The sequence below is a fragment of the bacterium SCSIO 12741 genome (assembly GCA_024398055.1).
Classification (GTDB): domain Bacteria; phylum Bacteroidota; class Bacteroidia; order Flavobacteriales_G; family Salibacteraceae; genus SCSIO-12741.
In genome coordinates this window covers 296,071-316,631 of record CP073749.1, presented here as the reverse complement: position 1 = coordinate 316,631, position 20,561 = coordinate 296,071, and the positions used below count along the sequence as shown (strand labels likewise).

At 43.7% G+C, this 20,561-nt stretch carries 17 protein-coding genes; 5 read left to right on the top strand and 12 right to left on the bottom strand.

All coding sequences use genetic code 11. The annotated features are described in order from the left end of the window. Nucleotides 1-108 precede the first annotated feature (108 nt). Nucleotides 109-4,449, top strand: coding sequence for a hypothetical protein (locus KFE98_01430; protein UTW62847.1), 4,341 nt, complete (start codon nt 109-111; stop codon nt 4,447-4,449). Nucleotides 4,450-4,510: 61 nt separating this feature from the next. Here KFE98_01430 and KFE98_01425 read toward each other — a convergent pair whose 3' ends face one another. Then, nucleotides 4,511-5,068: a hypothetical protein gene (locus tag KFE98_01425; GenBank protein UTW62846.1), complete on the bottom strand. Its 558-nt coding sequence runs from the start codon at nt 5,066-5,068 to the stop codon at nt 4,511-4,513. A gap of 113 nt (nt 5,069-5,181) precedes the next feature. Further along, nucleotides 5,182-7,080: a lamin tail domain-containing protein gene (locus tag KFE98_01420; protein UTW62845.1), complete on the bottom strand. Its 1,899-nt coding sequence runs from the start codon at nt 7,078-7,080 to the stop codon at nt 5,182-5,184. 271 nt (nt 7,081-7,351) lie between these two features. On the opposite strand from KFE98_01420, the gene KFE98_01415 reads away from it, so the two are divergent. Continuing rightward, nucleotides 7,352-8,770, top strand: coding sequence for a B12-binding domain-containing radical SAM protein (locus KFE98_01415; GenBank protein ID UTW62844.1), 1,419 nt, complete (start codon nt 7,352-7,354; stop codon nt 8,768-8,770). 96 nt (nt 8,771-8,866) lie between these two features. On the opposite strand, the gene KFE98_01410 is transcribed toward KFE98_01415, so the two are convergent. From KFE98_01410 to KFE98_01400, 3 genes are all read right to left on the bottom strand, one after another. Then, a complete protein-coding gene (locus tag KFE98_01410) occupies nt 8,867-10,252 on the bottom strand; it encodes a phophatidylserine decarboxylase associated domain-containing protein (protein UTW62843.1) in 1,386 nt (461 codons plus the stop codon). A 174-nt stretch (nt 10,253-10,426) separates the two neighbouring features. Beyond that, entirely contained in the window at nt 10,427-11,551 is a 1,125-nt protein-coding gene (locus KFE98_01405) for a hypothetical protein (GenBank protein ID UTW62842.1), read from the bottom strand. Between the two features lie 189 nt (nt 11,552-11,740). Continuing rightward, nucleotides 11,741-11,968 (bottom strand): T9SS type A sorting domain-containing protein, encoded by a 228-nt coding sequence (locus tag KFE98_01400; GenBank protein UTW62841.1) that lies wholly within the window; start codon nt 11,966-11,968, stop codon nt 11,741-11,743. Between the two features lie 551 nt (nt 11,969-12,519). Between KFE98_01400 and KFE98_01395 the strand changes: the two genes are divergently transcribed. After that, complete coding sequence (locus tag KFE98_01395; protein UTW64613.1) at nt 12,520-12,921, top strand: helix-turn-helix transcriptional regulator; 402 nt, start codon at nt 12,520-12,522, stop codon at nt 12,919-12,921. A 47-nt stretch (nt 12,922-12,968) separates the two neighbouring features. Here the strand turns inward: KFE98_01395 and KFE98_01390 are convergent, their stop codons facing one another. The 3 genes from KFE98_01390 to KFE98_01380 form a co-directional block, all read right to left on the bottom strand. After that, nucleotides 12,969-13,598 (bottom strand): LysE family translocator, encoded by a 630-nt coding sequence (locus tag KFE98_01390; GenBank protein UTW62840.1) that lies wholly within the window; start codon nt 13,596-13,598, stop codon nt 12,969-12,971. A gap of 85 nt (nt 13,599-13,683) precedes the next feature. Next, nucleotides 13,684-15,141: a hypothetical protein gene (locus KFE98_01385; protein ID UTW62839.1), complete on the bottom strand. Its 1,458-nt coding sequence runs from the start codon at nt 15,139-15,141 to the stop codon at nt 13,684-13,686. 96 nt (nt 15,142-15,237) lie between these two features. After that, nucleotides 15,238-16,161, bottom strand: a complete 924-nt coding sequence (locus KFE98_01380; GenBank protein UTW64612.1) for a DsbA family protein — start codon at nt 16,159-16,161, stop codon at nt 15,238-15,240. 215 nt (nt 16,162-16,376) lie between these two features. On the opposite strand from KFE98_01380, the gene KFE98_01375 reads away from it, so the two are divergent. After that, nucleotides 16,377-16,739, top strand: a complete 363-nt coding sequence (locus tag KFE98_01375; protein ID UTW62838.1) for a helix-turn-helix transcriptional regulator — start codon at nt 16,377-16,379, stop codon at nt 16,737-16,739. Between the two features lie 48 nt (nt 16,740-16,787). Continuing rightward, the gene (locus KFE98_01370; GenBank protein ID UTW62837.1) at nt 16,788-17,486 is read left to right on the top strand and encodes a hypothetical protein; all 699 of its coding nucleotides are present in this window, start codon (nt 16,788-16,790) and stop codon (nt 17,484-17,486) included. A gap of 2 nt (nt 17,487-17,488) precedes the next feature. Here the strand turns inward: KFE98_01370 and KFE98_01365 are convergent, their stop codons facing one another. The 4 genes from KFE98_01365 to KFE98_01350 form a co-directional block, all read right to left on the bottom strand. Next, nucleotides 17,489-18,373 carry a helix-turn-helix domain-containing protein gene (locus KFE98_01365; GenBank protein UTW62836.1) on the bottom strand — a complete coding sequence of 295 codons (885 nt, stop codon included), beginning with the start codon at nt 18,371-18,373 and terminating at the stop codon, nt 17,489-17,491. A gap of 26 nt (nt 18,374-18,399) precedes the next feature. Then, entirely contained in the window at nt 18,400-19,020 is a 621-nt protein-coding gene (locus tag KFE98_01360) for a class I SAM-dependent methyltransferase (protein UTW62835.1), read from the bottom strand. A 99-nt stretch (nt 19,021-19,119) separates the two neighbouring features. Then, nucleotides 19,120-20,025, bottom strand: a complete 906-nt coding sequence (locus KFE98_01355) for a helix-turn-helix domain-containing protein (protein ID UTW62834.1) — start codon at nt 20,023-20,025, stop codon at nt 19,120-19,122. Continuing rightward, a complete protein-coding gene (locus KFE98_01350; protein UTW62833.1) occupies nt 20,022-20,522 on the bottom strand; it encodes a hypothetical protein in 501 nt (166 codons plus the stop codon). Before KFE98_01350 ends, KFE98_01355 begins: the two co-directional genes overlap by 4 nt. Nucleotides 20,523-20,561 lie beyond the last annotated feature (39 nt).

The following is a 20,561-nucleotide window of genomic DNA, read 5'->3' as shown; positions in this document are numbered from 1 at the left end:
GGCCGAGTCAATTGACCACTTTACGTAGTGGAAAAGTCACTACACCCAGTTTGCCTTGATGCGCCCTAAGAGCACGGCTACATTTGAATAATATCAAAGCCGTGAATTATGAAATCATCTTCTTTTTTACCCGTTGCCATTCGTCTTTTGGCCTTTACCAGTTTGTTTGCTCTGGGAGCATTTATTCCCAGTACGCCAGACCCTTCTGAATTTACCTTTATCAATACACTCATGGAAAAATTGGATCTCAAGAGCCAGGAGTTTCCAGAGGATAAAGTCTACTTGCATTTTGACAAAACCATGTACCAACCTGGCGAGGATATCTGGTTTAGCGTGTACTTATTAAATGGTTCGGATTTTTCAGCCTCCGATAGGAGCGATGTCCTTCATGTGGAACTGATTGCCCCTAATGGAAAAGCGGTGGTCAAGAAAAGAGTGGAGACCAAGGATGGTCGGGCGCTGGGAGATTTTAAGCTGGAGAATGATGCTCCGGGTGGCGCTTACAAAGTGAAAACCTATACCAACCTTCAAAACCAGGAAGGAACTCCTTTTTTGTTTGAAAAGGAATTGCATGTTCAGGACGTTAATCCGCCAGAACTGAAAATGAAACTTGACTTCGATCGAAAGGGATATAGCCCCGGTGAAGAAGTTGAGTTGAAACTGGAGCTAAAATCAAGTCACAAAGGGCCATTGATGGGTCAAGAGTACAAGGTGGATGTAAAACTCAACCAGGAAATTGTGTTCCAAAAAAGAGGGGTAACCGGACAAACCGGGAAGGCCCAAATTAAATTTACGCTTCCCGAAAACGTACCAGTGACGGATGGATTGGTGAATGCTGAGATCCTTTACAATGGATTGAATGAGTCCATTTCCCGGGCGATTCCTTACCACAAAGATGATTTGAGCCTAAGGCTATTTCCTGAAGGGGGAGATTTGATCAATGGATTTACCAGCAGGGTAGCCTTTAAGGCCAGCAACAGCAAGGGTAAACCGATGGATATTTCGGGTAGAGTGGTCAATAGCGTTACCCAGGAAGTGCTGGACACCTTTAAGAGCTTTCATCACGGTATGGGACACTTTAACCTAATGCCCGAATATGGCCAATCTTACCACGTAGAAATTACCAATCCTGATTTCATTCAACAAAGATTTCCGCTACCAGGGGTTTCCAACAAAAACATGGCGTTGCAGGTGTCTTCGGTGAGCGAAAACAACATTCGACTCAAAATTCGGAGCAACTCCGCTACGGGTGGGTACTTGGTTCTTACCGTTCGTGATCAACTGTATTATGGAGATACCCTGGATCTGGATCAGGGCGCCAATTTGGTTACTATTCCCACTCACAATGTTCCTATGGGAGTGGCTAGAATTACTTTGTTTAATCGCCATGAATTGCCGGTAGCAGAGCGCCTCGTTTTTGCTAGCCGGGATAAGCAGTTAGACATTGATATTCAAACCGACAAAGAAGTTTATCTGCCCAGAGAAAAAGTAACGGCCAGTATCCAGGTAAAAGATGACCAGGGAAATCCGGTAGCAGCGAGCTTGTCTATGGCCGTGGTGGATGATCAGCTGCTGTCTTTTTCGGATGATCGTTCGGCGCACATCTTGTCCAATCTACTGTTGGAATATGAACTACGTGAAAAAGTGGAAGAGCCCCAAGCCTACTTCCGCACCGATAAAGAATCGCTTCAAAAAATGGACTACCTGATGATGACGGCTGGATGGAGAAGATTTGAATGGAGCGAAATCCAGCATTTGAATCGATTTGGTGGCGTTTGGTCTGGAGAAATTCACGATCCCATTCTAAGAGCTCAACTGGATACGGTACAAATGGATCTGGAGATTAAGCGCAACCAACTATTTGAAGCCCAACAGGCCAATCATAAAAACGTGTTGTGCGGCAACAATGCTCAAGTGAATTATCAAGTCTTCCAAGATTTTAACGGCAATGCTATTAATTGGAACAACCAAGTAGGACTGGCCAATCAAGTGAACAAGGCTGTAGTTGCTTCTGAAGTGCCTCAAGTCCAATTAGATGTTTTGGCCAGTGGTGCCTCAAATGTGCACTTTGTAGCGGCCAATTTTGTAGGTATGGATGAACTTGAAGTCAAGGAGTTTGCGGTTGAGGAAATGATTGAATTTGAGGATGATATAGTAGAAGAAAAGGCTTTACTCGGTGTAGCAGATCAAATGGACGAAGAGCGTAAAGAAGTGAACTTTTTGGATCTCAAAAATCGTAAGGGTAGATTTAAGCAGGAGATTCAACGCCCGGTTCATGGGAATGCTCGTTTGCCTCAACATATTCAGGAAACCTTGATGCAGGCTCGCCAATTTCAAGCACCGAGCTATGAGAATCTGGATTTGACCAACTCGTCGGCCTTCCAGCGAAACGATTTTCGATCTACGATTTATTGGAATGGCTTGGTGGAAGTGGATGAATCCGGAAAGGCTGAGATCTCCTTTTACAACAACGATGATGTTTCTTCTTTCAGAATTACCACCGAAGGGATAGGTCAGAATGGAACCGTGGGCAGAAAAACGAAGCTGTACAGCACCCAAATACCACTTTCTGTTAAAGCCCGATTGCCCCTGGAAGTTTTGGTAGGCGATACGCTGAAAATTCCAGTGGTTTTGGCGAACAATACAGAAGGAGAACTCTTCGGTCAATTGAAAGTGGATATTCCATCTGGATTAAAATGGGTGAAGAAACCAAGTGCTAAAAAAGTGCTGGATCCTGGAGTTCAGGTTACTTGGGCTCATCTGGTATGCGAGGAGCCGGTAGCCAAAGGACAACTGGCCATTCAGTTTTCCTCCGCTGATTACCAGGATGGAATAGAGCAGCAACTCACCGTTAAACCTCGGGGTATTCCGGTAAATCAATCCTTCTCAGGTCAGGAAATGATTGCTGCCCATCAATTGGATTTAAAAGCAGTTGAAAAAGGATCCGTTCAAGCAAGTGTAACGCTTTATCCGTCGCTCATGGCCGATATCATGACTGGGGTAGAATCGATTTTAAGAGAACCCAATGGCTGTTTCGAGCAAACATCGGCTACCAGCTATCCCAACATCATGGTTATGAAATACATGCAGGAATCGGGCATTGATAATGAAAAGGTAACAGCTCGGGCCAATGGATTGATTGATCGTGGGTATAAGCGATTGGTTGGATTTGAGACCTCGAGCAAGGGTTACGAATGGTTTGGCAAAGCGCCGGGTCACGAAGGATTGACGGCTTATGGCTTGATGCAGTTTCACGATATGATGGAGGTTTACCAGGGAGTGGATCAAAGAATGATGGAACGTACCCAGAATTGGTTACTGGCGAAAAAAGATGGCCAGGGAGGATTTCATCGTAACTCTTATGCCTTGCACAACTATGGACAAATCAGCAACGAGGTGCTTAATGGTTATATCGTGTATGCTCTTTCCGAGTCTGGAGAAAACCGGATTGCCTTCGAAGCTCAAACGGCAAACAATCAAGCCCTGCAATCCAACGATCCATACTTGTTAGCTATGAGTGCAAGCTGTTTGTTTAACCTGAATCAAAATCAGAAAGCACAAAATACGCTTGATCAATTGATGGGTCAGCAAAAGCCAGATGGTCAGTTTATGGGTAAAACTCATTCGATTACTTATTCCACGGGTAAATCGCTCGAAGTAGAGACCACAGCACTGGCTGTTTTAGCTATGCTGAAGTCCGATCACTACGATGCACAAAAACTATCCAAAGCCGTTAAATTCTTGACTAATAGTCGCTCAGGTACTGGAGGTTTCGGCTCAACTCAGGCTACCATTTTGGCCCTTAAAGCTTTGACGGCTTATTCCAAACAAGCTCGGATGATGCCGTCCAGCGGAACTGTTTCCGTATTTGTAGATGGCGTAAAGCGGGGTTCGGTTCACTACGATAAGGGATCACAGGAAGCCATTGTGTTGGATGGATTTGCCCGTCATTTAAAACCACAATCGGTGGTTCAAGTGAAGTTTTCTGAGACCAATTCGGCTTTGCCTTATACACTGTCAGTGGATTACACCACTTCACAAACTCCAATTTCAGCCCAAACCTGTAAGGTAAAAGTGACCAGTTCCTGGAGCGAGGATCAGGTGAAGTTGGGAGAAACAGCTCGTTTAACTACGGTTTTGGAGAACACCACCAGTGAGGGTATTCCATCAACGATGTGTATCATTGGGATACCCGGCGGATTTTCCCTACAGCCCTGGCAACTGAAAGAATTGATGAAGGCCGAAACTTTTGATTATTATGAAATTCGTGGCAACCAGTTATTGTGCTACTACCGTGGAATGACACCTGGGGAGAAAAGAACCATTCGCCTGGATTTAAAAACCGAAGTGCCGGGAACTTATGAAAGCAGTCCCAGTTCGGCCTATTTGTACTACACCAATGAGTTCAAATCCTGGAGCTCTACCAAATCCGTTGAAATTTTGGAGTAATTAATGGATGCCAATAATCAATTAGGAAGCCTTTCTCTTATCCCAGGGGAAAGGCTTTTTTTTAGAAAAATGGGTAATTGGACTGGACCATTAAGGAGTGGAATTCCTCTTCTTCCCGTGAACCTCGTAGGCGTTTTTCGAATTGAAATTCGGTGTAGGATTTGTGTCGGATTACCCAAGCTTTTTGATCGGGATCGATGTAATTTCGATCATTAAAAATCATGGAATCGGCCATGTGTATATCGATGGCGGATACCGGAAAACGAACGCTGTCAAAGGGTCTTAAAAGGCCAAATTCATAGTCATCAAGTCCCTCGTATGGACCAAAAATGAGGGTGTAGAACAACCTTTTTTTGCTGCTGTCCATATCGTGTAATTGGATAAGATCGAAGGTGTCAACCCTTACTTTTACGCTTGTGCCGCAATAGTGAACCGAAACCGGCCCGATGGCCTCTTGAGAGGAAACACTGTTATAGGTTCGCTGAAAATTTCCAAAGAAGGAAGACTTTCTATCCAATACCTCTGAACTACATTCAGGGTTAGTTTCCTCCTCCTTTTTACATTGAGCAAACAGGGTCAGAGCAAGAAGAAATACAAAGGCTACTGATATTGGTTTCACTCGATTAAAGTTAGCATTTTCCTGTGAATTTATTTTTAAACGGGATTATGGTCTAAATAAAAGCCCGTCTCGAAATTTCAAAGACGGGCTTTTGAACATTCTAAATCGGATGATCAATTGGTGATCAACAGCCGTTGGCCTCCTTGTTGCAATCCGTTGTTCCATTTCAATACATACATTCCAGATGCTAAATTTCTGAGGTCAATTTCGTTGGAGTTTCCTTTCAAAACCCGTTTGAGCAGTAGAGAACCATTGAGGCCATAGATTTCTACAACGTAGGATCTTTTGTTGTTCTGAGGGATAGTTAGCCGGATAGATTCCCCCTTTTTTACGGGATTTGGAAATACAACGATGGGTGAAGGAGAAAGACCCTTATCCTCTGAAACTTCCAGTGGAGCGCAATTTTGGAGATAGGGCTGCTGTTGTTCGTCCAGTCCAGGTGAAGCATCACCATTTCCAAGTGAGTTGTGTAGAGCAAAGGTATCAACCCCATGAGGACGGGCAAATGAGGCGTGAATGGAAGTATCGGATACCGTATACCGGTAGCGATCCACAGCTCGGTCCAGGTTGTTGTAAATCACTAGGTCGTCCGATGCCTGATTAAATTGAAAACTACCAGAGCTTACCTCAACCACTTTAGCGCATTGGGGAATTTTATAGTCCTTATTCAAGTTTTCAGAAACGATTAAGGCCTGCCCTGGCAGAAGCTTTGATTCGGACGAAAAAGTATGAACCACGGTGTCATTTACCTTGACCTTCCAGCCTTTTAAATTAATGGCCAGACTATCGTCATTAGTTAATTCGATAAAAGGAAATTGGTTCAATTCGGTTACTAATTCCCTTTTTTGACTCTTGCTGGGATTTGGATGGATTTCTCTAAGTCTAACATGTTCTTTTTTGTGCAAAAGTTGGTTGAGGTGAATACATGCCTCCGTGGTGAAAGACGTACAAGAATCGGTGAGAATAATATTAGGAACCTTCCCGGGACGGACAATGTGCTGATCAAAAAGTTCCTCCAAGGAATCATCAAGAATTTCATCGGCCCAATAGGCAAAGTCTAAAATACTATTTATACATGCAACACCTAAGGCAGCATCCGTAGGAGACATGGTTATTGTCCAAGAAAGTAAAAATAGATGCGAGGAGTCTGAATGCGCATTATCTCGAAATTTTTGAACCTGATCATTTACCATGAAAGTTAAATCATCGGAATTAGAGTAATTATTATAAATGTTCAAATCCATACTGGAGTAAATCCCCTTTTTGGGGTTAGATGTATCAATATCATCAAATATGATAATTGCCTGTCCCAAATTGGGTGGAAGGAGCTCTTCAAGTGCGGTGGTGAAAACGCTATCCGGATGGCTATGAATTCGAAGTTGTTCAGGAAAATAATGCTCAATTTTATCCAATAAACCCATAAATTTTTGACTTCCATGGCCAAAGGAAAGAGTGCTTCCGTAGGGGTATTGTAGCGAAATTGTGTCGGTGAAATTAGCATCATCCAAATGGTAAATTCCAATCTCCTTATACGTATAGTAGTAATGAGATAATTCAAGAATGACCGGCTCCCGGTTGTCTTTTATGAAGTTGGCAATTGCATTTAAAGCGGTGTCCAACGATTCACCTGCTGACCCCTCTGCAACTTCAATGGGTATTACCCATGCGATCGTATCATATTCAATATCAAAATGACCCAGATACCATTGAAAAACTACAGAGTCAACGAGTGTATCGTTGTAGATGACTGGCCTTAAATCAAAATAACGGACTCCTGCATTAAGTTGATCCTTGATAGAGAGTACTTGGGTTTGAGTATTGCAGGAAGTTGAAAATGCTGTACTATGCGTCAACACCGACATCCCCGCATCATGGGAGCCGGGTAAAACGATCTCTTTAAGGCTTTTGTCTTTGAGTATTTCCCAGTCATCAGTAATCCAGGTACTGTAATCCTGGGCTTGGGTGGTGCCGAACAAAACGAACACCAGAAAAAAAGTAAAGGTCTGTTTCATCATTGAAAAGTTTAAGGGTAAATGAAGAGGGTAAAAGTATTTTGACACCAACCGGAGTGACCAGAGTAGATTTAACCAAAATGAAATTCAGACAGATATACCTGTTCAACTCAAAATCATCCGGATATTCAAGGGGCCATCCCTGCGCTTAATTTTTAATAGGAAACGAATCTGGTAAACGAGTTAAACCTTCCGTTGACTAAGCTTCCCTCCATACTGCGTAAAAGGCTACCCGATATTAATTACTTTAGAGCCCGCATCACAAGAGACTTTGGAAAAGAATCAAAAGCACAAAATTGTACTCTACAACCCAGAGGCGGTTTTCTATGACATGCCCTTGGCATTAATTGCTTTAGGGTCCTGTTTTGACAAGGAAAAATACGAGATCGTCATCATCGATGGACGACTTTGCGATGGAGGCCAAACGGTTCTTGAAAACATCGAAGGTGCTGTTTGCTTTGGCGTAACGGTGCTTACGGGTAAGCCCATTCAAGATGCTTTAAAGGTGACTCGAATGGTTAAGGAGAAATGCCCGGACATTCCCACCATTTGGGGCGGATGGCACACTTCTCTGTTTCCCAAACAGCCGCTCGAAGAGGAACCCTCTATCGATATTACGGTGCAGGGACAAGGTGAAATCACCTTTCAGGAGTTGGTCGACTCTTTTGTCTCCAAATCCTCGCTCAAGGATGTAAAGGGCATTTGCTACCGGGAGGAAGGACAGATTGTCCAAAATGCTCCTCGTGCTATTTCCAATATGGACGAACTGCCCGAAGCGGATTACGAGCTTATCGATGTAGAAAAGTACTTCGAGAAAAAGGGGTACCGTCAATTTGACTACATCACTTCCATCGGGTGTTTCTACCGCTGTACCTTTTGCGCAGACCCCTATGTCTTTGGACGTAAGTTTTCGGCCATTAGTAGCGAGCGTATGGTTCAAACCATTACCAAGTACCAAAACAAGTATGGATTTGAAAGCATCAACTTTCAGGATGAAACCTTCTTTACCTACCGCAAAAGGGTAGTGGGGATGGCCGAAGGATTGATCGACAACAACATCTCCATCAAGTGGAACGCCACCATGCGTGCCGATCAAGGAGATCGACTTTCAGAAGAAGACTTTCAATTGCTGGCCAAATCAGGATTTGCCCGAGCTCTGGTTGGAGTAGAGTCAGGAAGTCAGGAAATGATGGATTGGTTGAAAAAGGACATCAAAATGGAGCAGGTAACCAACACCGCCGAAAAGTGCAGAAAGGCGGGTGTGGCCATTCAGTTCCCATTCATTGTAGGTTTTCCTGAAGAATCGGAAAAGGCCTTTAGAAACAGTGTCAATTTTGTGATTCAGCTCAATAACATGAGTCCGAAATTTCGACCGGTCATTTTCTATTACAAGCCTTATCCAGGTACTCCGATAACGGATGAATTGGTGAGAAATGGTTACCAGATGCCTAATAGCCTGAAAGAATGGAGTCAGTTTGACTATGTGTCAAATTCAGGGCCTTGGATTACCGAAGAACGTAAACAAGAAATAGAACGATTAAAATTTTACATCCGCATGGCCAATAGCAAGCATACCTTGAGTTTGGTACCCAAAACGCTGGCCAACTTCCGGATGAAACGATCTTTCTTCAAATTTCCTATCGAAAAGACGATACTCGACCTCGTTAAGCCCGAGCAGCAGTTGTCATAACATTTAGAGTATTATTCAAAAAAAACACCCACAGGTCTTGGGCCATGTGAGCGTCTTTTGTTGTTTAGTTTGAGGTGATTGTCCTGCACAAGTGTCTTAAACCGGCCTGGCGATAACCGTTCCCATTTTCGTTGGTTTTTTATCATTTCGATGGGCAACTGCATGGATGGCCCATTCCTCAAGTTTGACTTTATCCTTCTGGAAAATCATCATGTGCGTGGAGCCTCCAAATTCAAAATGACCGATCTCTTCACCTTTGGTAATGGCAACCGGAGTCGCTCCTTCATCCACCAAGAACGGGGAGTCTATTACACAGGTCGACACTTCCACCATTCCGATACAGATCAAGCCAATATAGCCACATTGAGGATGTTTGAAAATAAAGATGGCTCGTGCGGCAATGTTGGCCAGGTAGGGTTGGGATTCAGTACCTTCCCAGGTTCCCGGATCTTCTCCCTGAAAAGGGCGCTGGGCAAAGTAGGTACCCGGCTGTACCCAGGATCGTACAATTTCCCCATCGATAGGAGAATTCCATCGGTGGTAATGGGTGGCGGAAAGAAACCCTTGATAAGATTGACCGCCTACGAACAGTGAAGCCCATTCTTCCTGACGTCCAAAGATGTCAATGAGGGAGTAATCCACATCTTTAATCCAGTAAGGAGTGTGGTATTTCAAGTTGTCTGAGTATTGCCAGGGAGTGGTTTCGCAACCGATATCCACGACCTCGGAAGTACCCTGAAAAGGACGAGCTCCAGGAACAAATTTTCGGATAAAAAAGGAATTCCAGGAGTCAAAGCCATAACCCGGTAAGTTCGGGTCATGTACCATTTGATCCCATACACCTGCGGCCCACGCTGCCTGAGAAATCCAGGAACCCGGTTTTTCAGGATCGTTGATGTCCAGTTTATCGAGGGAGTCAGGGCTTTTTAGAAAGGCATTCCAGGTATTGAGAATAAGTTTGAGCTGTTGGTTAAAAGGTTCGTTGTGAAACAGAAATAATCCGGCTTCTGTAGCCATGGATACGGCGAGTAAGCCATTCATAGGCGTACCCACCATCACCGTATTATTGAAGGAGGGGGAGGTTGTAATGATTTCATTGAGAGCGGTTAGCAAGTAGTTCATATTCGGTATGAAGATGGTGTCGCCATCCTCAAGAATTTCGTCTCTAATGGCCTGGTCCTGATGAGCCATAAAATCATTGGATTGATCAATCATTTCCTGCAATACATAGGCATAAGTTTGCCAGGATTGCGTTTTAGGGTAGAAGACGGTGGTATTAAAAAGCCAGGTTTGAAATTGGGCGATCACAGGGACCCAATCTTTGAGGGTACCTTCAGCTCGCTTTTTTTCAATGTGTTTCCTCAGCGGGGCCATGAACTTGGCCGAGGCCCAAATTCGGTTGGGAACCCAAAATCCCATTTGGATAGGATCCGTATTCTCAAGGGTAAGAAGTTGTGACGGAGATATTTCTGTAGATTTCATAACAGTAGTTTTGGAGATTTGATAAGAACAAGGTAGCTGGAGTCAGGTGCAATGTCAATGAGTATTTATACCTGATTTTTTTTGATAATCAATCAGTTGAAATACCTCTAAAATTCAGGTTCATCCAATAGAAATGAATGAACCTGAATCAAAGTCAAATAGGGATAAAGCTTCTTAAGCCTCTGCTGATTCCTTTTGCTTTTGTGCCAGTCTGGAAACAAGGCTGCAACTGGTTGCCGGCGGATAAGGTTTCGCGTGGGTGATAACCTCTACCATTCTCCAGTATTCACCGATGTCGAATATTTCGATGTAGGCCGTAGTATGCTGTTTCACCGCTTGATTCAGGAATTGAACGCAAGCATTTTTACCTTCTAAAGGAAATGCCTTGTGATACAACATGTGCCCGTCTCCCTGGGCCTGGGTATACTCTCCGAAAACGGCCAGACTTTTTGCATAATCGGTAGCTGCAATCAGTTCGTCACTTTTAGGAATTCCAAAGTCCTCATACAAGCCTGGAATTTCCTTAAGGAGTCTTTCTTCCCAGGCATGAGGAACGATGTCTTTCACATTCCAATATCGGGTGGAATTATAACCCAATTGCTGGTTGTAATGATCTGCCCATTTTTTTCCTCCTGGAGTAGGACCGGCGGTGGCCATACAAGAAACGACTCCCCGATATCCTGGGCTATAATCTTTCGAAGCTGGGTTTTTGAAACGATCATGCAGGTACAAGGCCAAGGTGGGCGATAAAGCTCCGCCAAGGCTATGTCCGGTAACCTGAATCTCACCGCCACTTCTAAGGATACTGGGAATTAAATCAAGCAGCCGATAACCGGTTTCAGGGTCACGCAAACCAAGTAAAATGTTAAGCCCGATGTGAGTGCCTTCAGAAATCTTACCCAAGTCCATATGGCTTTCTTTAAAGTCTACAACGGAGGTCCACTTTACCATGTTTGTTGCCCTCACTTTGCAATCCTCTACCTTCCAGTCGTAGACCGATTGAGAGTTGGTTCCGGCGATCGCAATCACGAACTTATTGGGGCTCGTGTTCGATTGAACCATAAACATGGTATTGGCCGCGGCGTTCTTTTCCACATGAACCAGCGGACCCCAAACCAGGTTCCATTTACCGAGGTATTTTTCACCTTCTAACAATACCTGTTTGGTCTTGGCAGTTGTCCAGGCTTGAATGGATTTCGGATCCACATTTGTAGCATAGGCACTGATGTTAGACAGCATGGATAACTCAAATGTGATTTTCTGATCGGGTGTGATCATTGAGTTTTGATTCGTACTCATAGTAGTAAAAGTTTAGTTTAAGTTGGGCTAAATTATTGGCGACGTACTGAAAATGTAAGCGTGTTTTTTCGTGCTTCTTTAGACGGGTAGAAGTACTTGTGGGGTACGGGTTTATGCCTTGGGATATGGACAGGTAAAACCCGATTGAAAAGACGATAATGGCCTGGCTAAGCCTGAGCTGCGCTTGTCTTAAATTGAATTCAGGTTCACCTCCCGGTGAAAGTATTGTTCTCCTTCAACCTTTATAGAGAAAAAGTAGATTCCACTTTGCAGAAAATTCAACTCGATTTTTTCGCCAGAGTTGCCAATCCATGAATGTACATAGGCTCCTTGGGCATTTATTACAGTGGCTTCATAAGACCTGGCCTGGCGTGTTTCTATGGTGATATCCTCTCTTACAGGATTAGGAAATACCACGACATGAGACTTTAGGCCGGGATTCTACTCCTTAAGTTGTGAATCTGTAATTGAGAGATTTCCAACCGGAGCGTATCTTTTACCCAACTCAATTTCCGGTTTTAAGTTTATCCAATTAGTAGTCAACCAACAGCAATTGCTATTTCGATTTGTTTTATATTCACCTTGTAAACAGGGTGTTATGAATGAATTTGTGCGCTTTGTATTTTACTTAAACTATGAGATATACAGAAAAGGAAATGCTCTCCATTAAGGAGCAAAACCTTTTGATTATCGAAAAAATCCTGCTCAAGAATAACCTGAATTACCAGGAGATCAGTGAACAATTTTCAGGATTTATGCATATCAATAATATGCAACGACTTTATTGGACTTGGTTGGAGAAAAGGGCAGTGGAGCGATTCGAAGTGGATTGCGAAGCAGACAGTGTACTAACTCCTCAGAGTTTTGGGAAGAAATATGTACATCCTACGAGTCTGCAATCTACTTTGCCCCTATTGTTGAATGCCTGTCTCAAAAAAGATGGGGTCCCGGTTAGCTTTTTTCAGTATATGCGGGCCAATGTTAATCAGGATTATCACTGGTTTCACACCACCTTTTTATTTTCAACTAAGCTGAATAGAGTGATTGGTCTATCTAATCTGGTCAAAGAGTACGAATCGGATTTTAACGCCAATGAAAAATTGGTGAAGGATCATGATTTTTTGCGAAACAACTATTTCAAATTTGTTCAGCTAACTTCCTCTCAGAGAGTCGTTCTTGGGTTTCTGGCGGAAGGAAAGAGTAATAAAGATATCGCGGAGCTAATGAACGTATCCCCTCATACCATAAGAACCCACCGCAACAACATTCATAAAGCCCTTGGGTTAAGGTGGAAATCAGTTCACCCTATGGTCGTCTATATACGTTTTGCCAGGGTCTTTGGACTCGGTCAAATCGAATCGGTATATTAAAAGACTATACCCTAAAAACGATGTTACGCATCATTCTGGCTTTTAATTTACTTCCTCGCCAAAGCCAAAAACAATCCCAGGACGGATAGCACCCCAACTTTGCTCCATTTGCTTACTTTCCAAAAGGTAGGGCTGTTGAGGTATTTCGTAAGGCGTCCGGAGAGAACCGAAATTCCACTAAAAATCAGAATGGCTTGAACCATGAAAATGACACCCAATATCATCATCTGAAAGGTGTAATGAAAACCATCGCTGGTGATGAATTGAGGCAAAAAGGCTATGAAGAAAAGCGAAACCTTGGGATTAAGCACATTCATCAGAAAACCTTTGCGGTAGAGTTTGAAGAATCCACTCTTAGACATTTCTCCACCTCCTTCAAATGAAAGCTCCGGGCGTTTTTCCTGGGTGGCTTTGAAGGCCAGGTAGAACAGGTATATGGCACCGCAGTACTTGATGATGGAAAACGCCATCGCCGATTGTTGAATGATCAACGACAGTCCTGTGGCCGCAGCCAGGGTGTGAATCAACACACCGCTTCCAAGACCCAGCGAAATGGCAATTCCGTTTTTCTGTCCCTTGGTTAAGCTTTCCGTCAGCACAAAAATATTATCCGGACCGGGCATTACCGTCAGCAGTATCGACGCGCCCAAGAACGACAATATCATTCCTAATTCCATACGATATAATTTTCCCCCATTTGAGCGGCGAAGTTAGGAAGACCGATCCAATCGGTCTGTCAGGAATCAGGCATTCACTTGAAGCTTAGAATAACTTGTAAGTTAAACGAAGGGAGAAGTTGTTGTTCCATCTACTAACCTCATTCAGAGAAACCCATTCCGAAACGGTGTCATGCTGTTTGGTGTTGAAGTAGTTAAAATTACTTCCCCATTCAGCCGAGAGTCTCAATTGGGGAGAGAAGTAATAATAAGCACTCAACCCTCCTGATAGGGTAAATTGATCCAACATCCGATCTTCTTGGTCAAATAGGCCAGTTCCTTCATAACTAATATAACCTTCATACCTTGCTTCTAACCAAAGACTAATGTACGTTCTGTTTGTTGGGTAAATGCCCAGATCATCTCTTACACTTAAGGAATAAAACAGATTATTTTCGGATTGGGACGTTCTTTCCTCGTCATTTATGGAGTAGATATCATTGGTTTGATAACGGCCGGATAACCCTGAGTTGAGCTGGATGCGAACATCGTTTTGCAAAGATTGTGATAGCGGACGGTAGTATTCGAAATTGACAAAGAAGGATGCCGCCATTTCCTCTAAATAACCTCTTTGGCCGCCTCTTGTCAGATCTGTACCGGTGGAATCCCTGGATAAGTAATTAGTAGTGGAGTTTTCTATAAAAAAACGTTGCCTAAGGCCGTATTGAAATAGCGTACCAGTTTGACGAAATGGGTTAACCGAGTAGTTCCAGTTGTCCTGCAGGATGGTGTGGTATCCGATTGAACTTTCTGATACGATACCCTGTTGTTGCAAAAGGGAATCCAGAGTGGTTAATTCGTAGATTCGCTTGATTCGCGAATCAAAAAAACGTTGATTCTTTACATAGATCGCCAGGTTGGCAAGTTCATTGATCTCTTCTTGAGTGGGCTCTCGAAGGAGAAGGTTGTTTTTCCTTAAATCCTCGAGAATGAAAAGGACGGTTCGGGCGTCACTTACATTTTCCAGTCGGCCATGTCCCCATCCTAAATCACTTTCGAACAAGTAATTAGAAGTTTCCTGATCAGAATGGGAAAGGTTTGACCGATTATCATTGATTCCATTACGTTTCATGTAGTTTATTTCGGCTCTGGGGTTAAAGACCAGGTGCGCCAGTCCTTTGTCGGAATGGTAAAACCGATTATTAGATTCATAAGTGGCGTCCGTGAGAAAAGTGCGAGCATCGGCAACATTGCCTTCGTTTTTGCCATTGATGGCAGATCCATTTAAGTTCAAGTGACCGAATTGAACCCCTTGATACGATGTTGAGTTTTTAATGGAATAAAAATCGATTCCAGTTCGTCCCGAGAGTCTGAAATTATCGATTGGCGATTCTTGCTCCAGGGTCTTAAATTGGTTTTGGTTGGATTGATTGAGTAGAAAATTGAATTCGAGGAGTTTGCGTTTGTAATCCGGGTTGTGAACTTGGTCCAGACGAAAACTGTCGATTTGGGCATTTAAGGAAAGGGTGCATACAATAGGAATAATTAATAGAAGGTATTTCATGGTGAGTGTTTAGGTGAGCAGCGTGCTCTTCACTTACCAACAATCATACCATTTCCAAATCTGGAATTAATCTTCCGATTTAGACTTCCTAAGGCCTTATTTCAAGTACCAAATTGAGCCGTTTTTGATGGTCAGTCGTTCCAGTTTTCCGGCTTCCACTAGTTGGTTGAGAAAGGCCTCAGCCTTGTCCCGGGGAGTTTCGGATAGCTCCGCATATTCTCGTGCGGTGAGGGAGGGATACTTTTGAAACAAACTCTTCCAGTCTTTGAGGTAGGGAAGTTTTTCTACATCAGGTTGTAGGTCAGAAAGTGCCTTTTCATAAGCCGAATAGGGTTTGGACCCATACACGATTTGTTGCTGCCCTTGATCGTTACTAAAGAAAAGCGTAGGAAATCCTCGAACCCGCATTTGCTGGCCCAACAGCAGGTCCTCTTTAAACCGATTTTGAGCTTCGTTTTCGCAATCCACTCTGAGTTGTTCGCTATCCAGACCTACCTTTTTTGCTGCAGCGGCCAGGTGTTCCCATTTGGTAATGTTCTTTTTCTGCAGGAATACCATTTCCCGAATTTCACGCATAAACCAAAAGGCTTTTTCAGAATCCTGCATTTGAGCTGCCTTGTAGGCTATGGAGGGAGGATAGGAAGAGGGGAGAGGATCTTCCAACCATACATCTCCATCGATGGGCATGTCGTAGTATCCGCTTACTTCATCCCAGTGGTGCGCAACGTCTGATGGTTTGCTAATGCCTCCGCTGTTATAACTCCAATCGGGAAGCAATCCACCCATTCGGTATTCGATTTCGAAATAGGCTCCATATTCCAATTTTAGTTTTCGCAATTGAGGTTCAATGCCCCAGCACGAGGAACAAATCGGATCGGTAAAGTAGATGATCTTGATGGCTTTGTCTTGGGTTTTATCGGTGAGCATGACTGAACCATGGGCAGAATCTCCAGGCACTTCACAGGCACCTGTTTGGGGATCACACAATAATGGGTTTTTCGCAAGCTCTTCTTTACTCATTGCCTCGGTTTTGGATTGTCCCTGACAGGCCACGCTGATGAGCAGCATAAGAATCCAGGTCAGGAAATTGAACGATTTAGCCATATCGACTTTTTGGTGCAGCGAAGTTAGGGCAAGTGCGCTGTATTTTTGACTTGCATTTCCTTTTGGAAAGTAGTTTCCCGGAGGAAACTATCTGCTTTGTAGTTTTGCTTACTTATCTAAATCCCTCCTCCATGAAAAAAGAAGTGGTCATTAACAACAGCCCTGTCTGTCAGGTACGGATGCAAGCGATCAACGATGCCATGAGCGTGCTATCCGGAAAGTGGAAATTTCCAATTTTGGGCACTCTGATTCAGGTCGAAAAACTCGGTTTTATGGACCTGCTGCGGGAGGTAAAGGGAATTGGAACTAAAATGCTTTCCAAAGAGCTTCAGGACCTTGAGCTGAATCAACTGGTACAGCGCAAAGTGATGGACACCCGGCCTATTACCGTGGAGTATTCCATTACTGAATATGGCAAAACCATTGCCCCCATCATTGATGAATTAGCCCAGTGGGGAATGGAATACCGCAATGCGCTGAACGACCAGAAGTAAAGGAAACAAGCCATAAGGGATTCTCTATTTTTGACTGAAAGTAAAACCATGGAACCATCAATTGCTCCAACTAAATCTCCTAAGAAGTGGATCCGAATAGCGATCGCCCTTTCACTGCTTAATGCTACCTATTTTATCCTCTTCAATGAAAATGGTGGTTTCAATAGCAAGGGGGAGTATGTTCCATTTTCCGTTGAACAAAACATACGATCAGCACTTTCTGTATTTGTCCTATTTCTTCCCTTATTGAGTCTTTTATTGGGAGCTTTATTCGCCTCGCTACCATTTGGTCAACTTACCTATGAAAAGCGATTTAAAAAAGTCTTTTGGTGGGCGTTGATCCTGCTGAATTTTATGGCTTTCTGTGGTCAAATGGTGGGTAGCTTCTTCGAGAAAATTGTATATGAACCTCGCCGGGAGGAAGGGGTCGAAAAATTGGATCAGTTTAAAGACCAATTCGATCGGAAAATGAATCATGGAGAAACAATCTTGGATAGTGCATGGGCAGAGCTGCAAAGAGGAGCAGACCCTGGTTCTGTTTCTGCAAAATACGGTTTGCCTCTTTTGAGGGTTGAGTTGGCCATTGATTCTTTGATGAAGGACTTATACCTAAATCAAAGGGAATACGGTGTGCATCCAGATGACTTCAATCGCCTAATGGATGAGATCAATCGTGAACCCGGAGAGAGTTCTGTAAAATATCAGCGATGTGTGGAGGCCGGTTTTGAAATGCCTGTTTTAGAATAGGACTAAGGCAGGTCTTCTTGCATTCGATAGCTTTCGGCGGTAATTCCAACCTGTTTTTTAAAAAATCGCATGAAGTAAGATTTATCGGAAAAGCCCAAGTCGAAAGCGATTTCCGTAACCGAATTGTCGGTGAATAGAAGCAATCTCTTGGCTTCCAGAAGGGTTCTTTCGTGAATCAAATTGGTCACTGTTTTGTTTAGGCCGGTTTTGCATAGGGTATTGAGGTGCTTTGGCGATATGTGCATCAGCTCGGCATAATCATTCAGCTTTTTTATTTCCTTGAAATGAATATCAATTAAGGATTCAAGTTTGCGAAGCTGAAAGCTCAAATGACTCGGTTGATCCTCTCGTTCTTTACTTGAATAAACCCGAGCTATGCGAACGAGAAATACCTCGAGCAGTGCTCGGAGAACGGTATTCGCTCCCTTTTGAGCCGCGTTGTATTCGGTTAGCATATCATTCACCAACTGTTGAAGTGGAGCAAAATCATGGCTTAGATAAACCACCGGTTCGTTGTTCATGGAATGGAAAAAGGGATAATCCAACAGCCTTTGCAAAGTGGAGTCAAGGGCATAGAACTCGGGAGTAAAGGTGACTACATATCCGTCAACGTCGGTGCTAACGGTGAGTGAATGTACCTGAGATGGGGATACAAAAAACAGGGATTGGGGTTTGATTTCATACTGCTTGAAGTCGATGGTATGTGCCCCAATTCCATTTTTAATGTACATGATGTGGTAGTAGTCATGCCGGTGGGCTTCTATGTGGGCCTTGCCATCTACCTGTGGCGCCATGAGCTTTTCGATGGAAAACAACTCCACCTCACCTTTGCGGTCCTTCCCGGCAAAACTTCGGATGGGCAATTGTTCAAAATCCTTACTTCTCATGGCTTAGCAGTTTCGTATTGCCGAATTTAACGCGGAGCGACTTTTCGACCGATAAAACGGATGACTGAACTTTCACCGACGTGCCCAAAGCCCTCCTTAAGTTGAACCATTCGTTTTTCCAAAGTAACAAATTCGTAGTTCTTAAAGTCACGTTCAATTTCTTCAAGTGAGTACATTACTTCTGCATCCGGAGGTCCACCCAAGTCAGGGTTTAGCTTGTTTAATTCACGATGCTCCTTGCTGTAGGCTTCAAGTACTACATATCCGCCCACTTTGAGGTAACTATCCAGGCGCTCATGCATGGTGGTTTTAATGGCCACCGGAAAATGAACATAGGTCAATCCAATGGCGTCAAATTCTTCCGGGGCATATTCTTCCTGAAGAAAACTCTGAATGGTAAAGTCAACTTTTACTCCTTTCGAAGTGGCCAGGCTATCCGCTTTTTCCTTACCCCTTGAGCTATAGTCAAAGGCCGAAACATCCCAACCCAGTTCAGCAGCAAATACCGAGTTACGGCCTTCACCATCGGCTGGAAACAAAATTTTTCCGGGTGTTAGGGTAGGCAAGGTCTCCTGAATAAACACATTGGGTTCTTTGCCATAAGTGTATTCGTCTTGTCCGTACCGGTCGTTCCAGAATTCTTTCATACTTGTTGCTTTAAACTTTACAAGCAAAATTGAGGAAAGAGATCAGGGAATCAGGTTGACAATTGACGCGTTTTGGTGGACTTTTTTTCGCTTTTGATTTTAGTTGAGTCGAAACTCCTTGGGAGATACGCCTGTCTTTTTCTTAAAGAGATTGCTAAAGGATTTCGGCTGCTCAAACCCAAGTTCGTAAGCGATTTCGCTGATGTTGAGTTCGCTGTTTAGAAGCAGATTTTTAGCCTTATCGATAAGGAAGTAGTCGATGTGCTCCTTGGTGCTTTTACCGGTTTCTTTTTTGAGCAAGTCACTCAAGTAATTGGGGGAGAGATTCACATGGTCGGCGCAATACTTTACTGATGGTAATCCCTTGCTCAAAGGGGCTTCTGAGTTGAAGTAGGAACTGAGCAGGCTCTCAATCTCGCTCACCACACCGTGGTTTTGTTTTTTCCGGGTAAAGAATTGACGATCGTAAAACCGATGGCAGTAGTTCAACAGCAGCTCCAGATTAGAAACAATGAGTTCTTGCGAATGACGATCCAGGTTTTGGTTGTATTCATCCACAATGTTCTGAATACAGTCTTCTATTTTTTGCCGCTCGGCATCCGAAAGGTGGAGCGCTTCGTTTACATCGTAGGAAAAGAAACTGTAGTCGTGGATTGTTTTGCCCAGTTGAGTTCCAAACAAAATGTCCGGGTGAAAAAACAAACTCCAACCCTCCACATCTTCAATGTCGGCCATTAAGTGGGAGGGATACATCACCTGATTAGGCGCTGAAAAAGTGAGTGTTCCTTCTTCAAAATCGTAGTAGTTTCTCCCATACTTAAGTTGCCCGGGCATGGTCTTGAGCGAAATGATGTAAAACTCTGCACTGGCCTTTTCAAAAGTCAGGTCTTTGGGCACATTCATTTCCGAAAATCGAACGAATGAAACGGCCGGGTGCATGGGCTTCGAGTGCCCCATGAATTTGTGGAGCTGACTGATGGATTGAATGTGGACAATGTTTGTCATTGTTCTCCTTGCTTCAAAATGATTTCATAATACGTGTCGGCTCGTTCCTTTGAAAAATAGTCAATCACCAAGCCCGATAATCCCATAATGATCATGGCGATCGCGATGGCTTGCCAGATTTTCCCCGACACAAAAAAGAAAATGACCAGCGCTACGGTAAACAAAAAAGTAGCCAGGAACTTGGTAAAGGTGTAGAGGTATTGAAATCCTTCTACCCGCTCTTTTTCAGCTTGAATAAAAGCAGCGTTTACCTCGGTCGTATTTTGCTCCAATTGGACTGCTTTGGCTCGGTTTGAGTAGGCATTATAGATACCTGACCCGCCCAGGATGAGACCCAAAACCAGAAGTGGAAATAGCAGGGCTTGAGCGCCCTGTGTCGTTCCCATACGCCAGAAAAGAAGAGCAAGGAGGATTAATGCGATTCCAAACCCGGCCGAGATAAGTGCTTCAAACACTTCACCACGGTACCAATTCAATGTATGATCTAAAAAATTCATCTCCCTCAAATTACAAATTCTTTGACTCTTCGTTTCTAC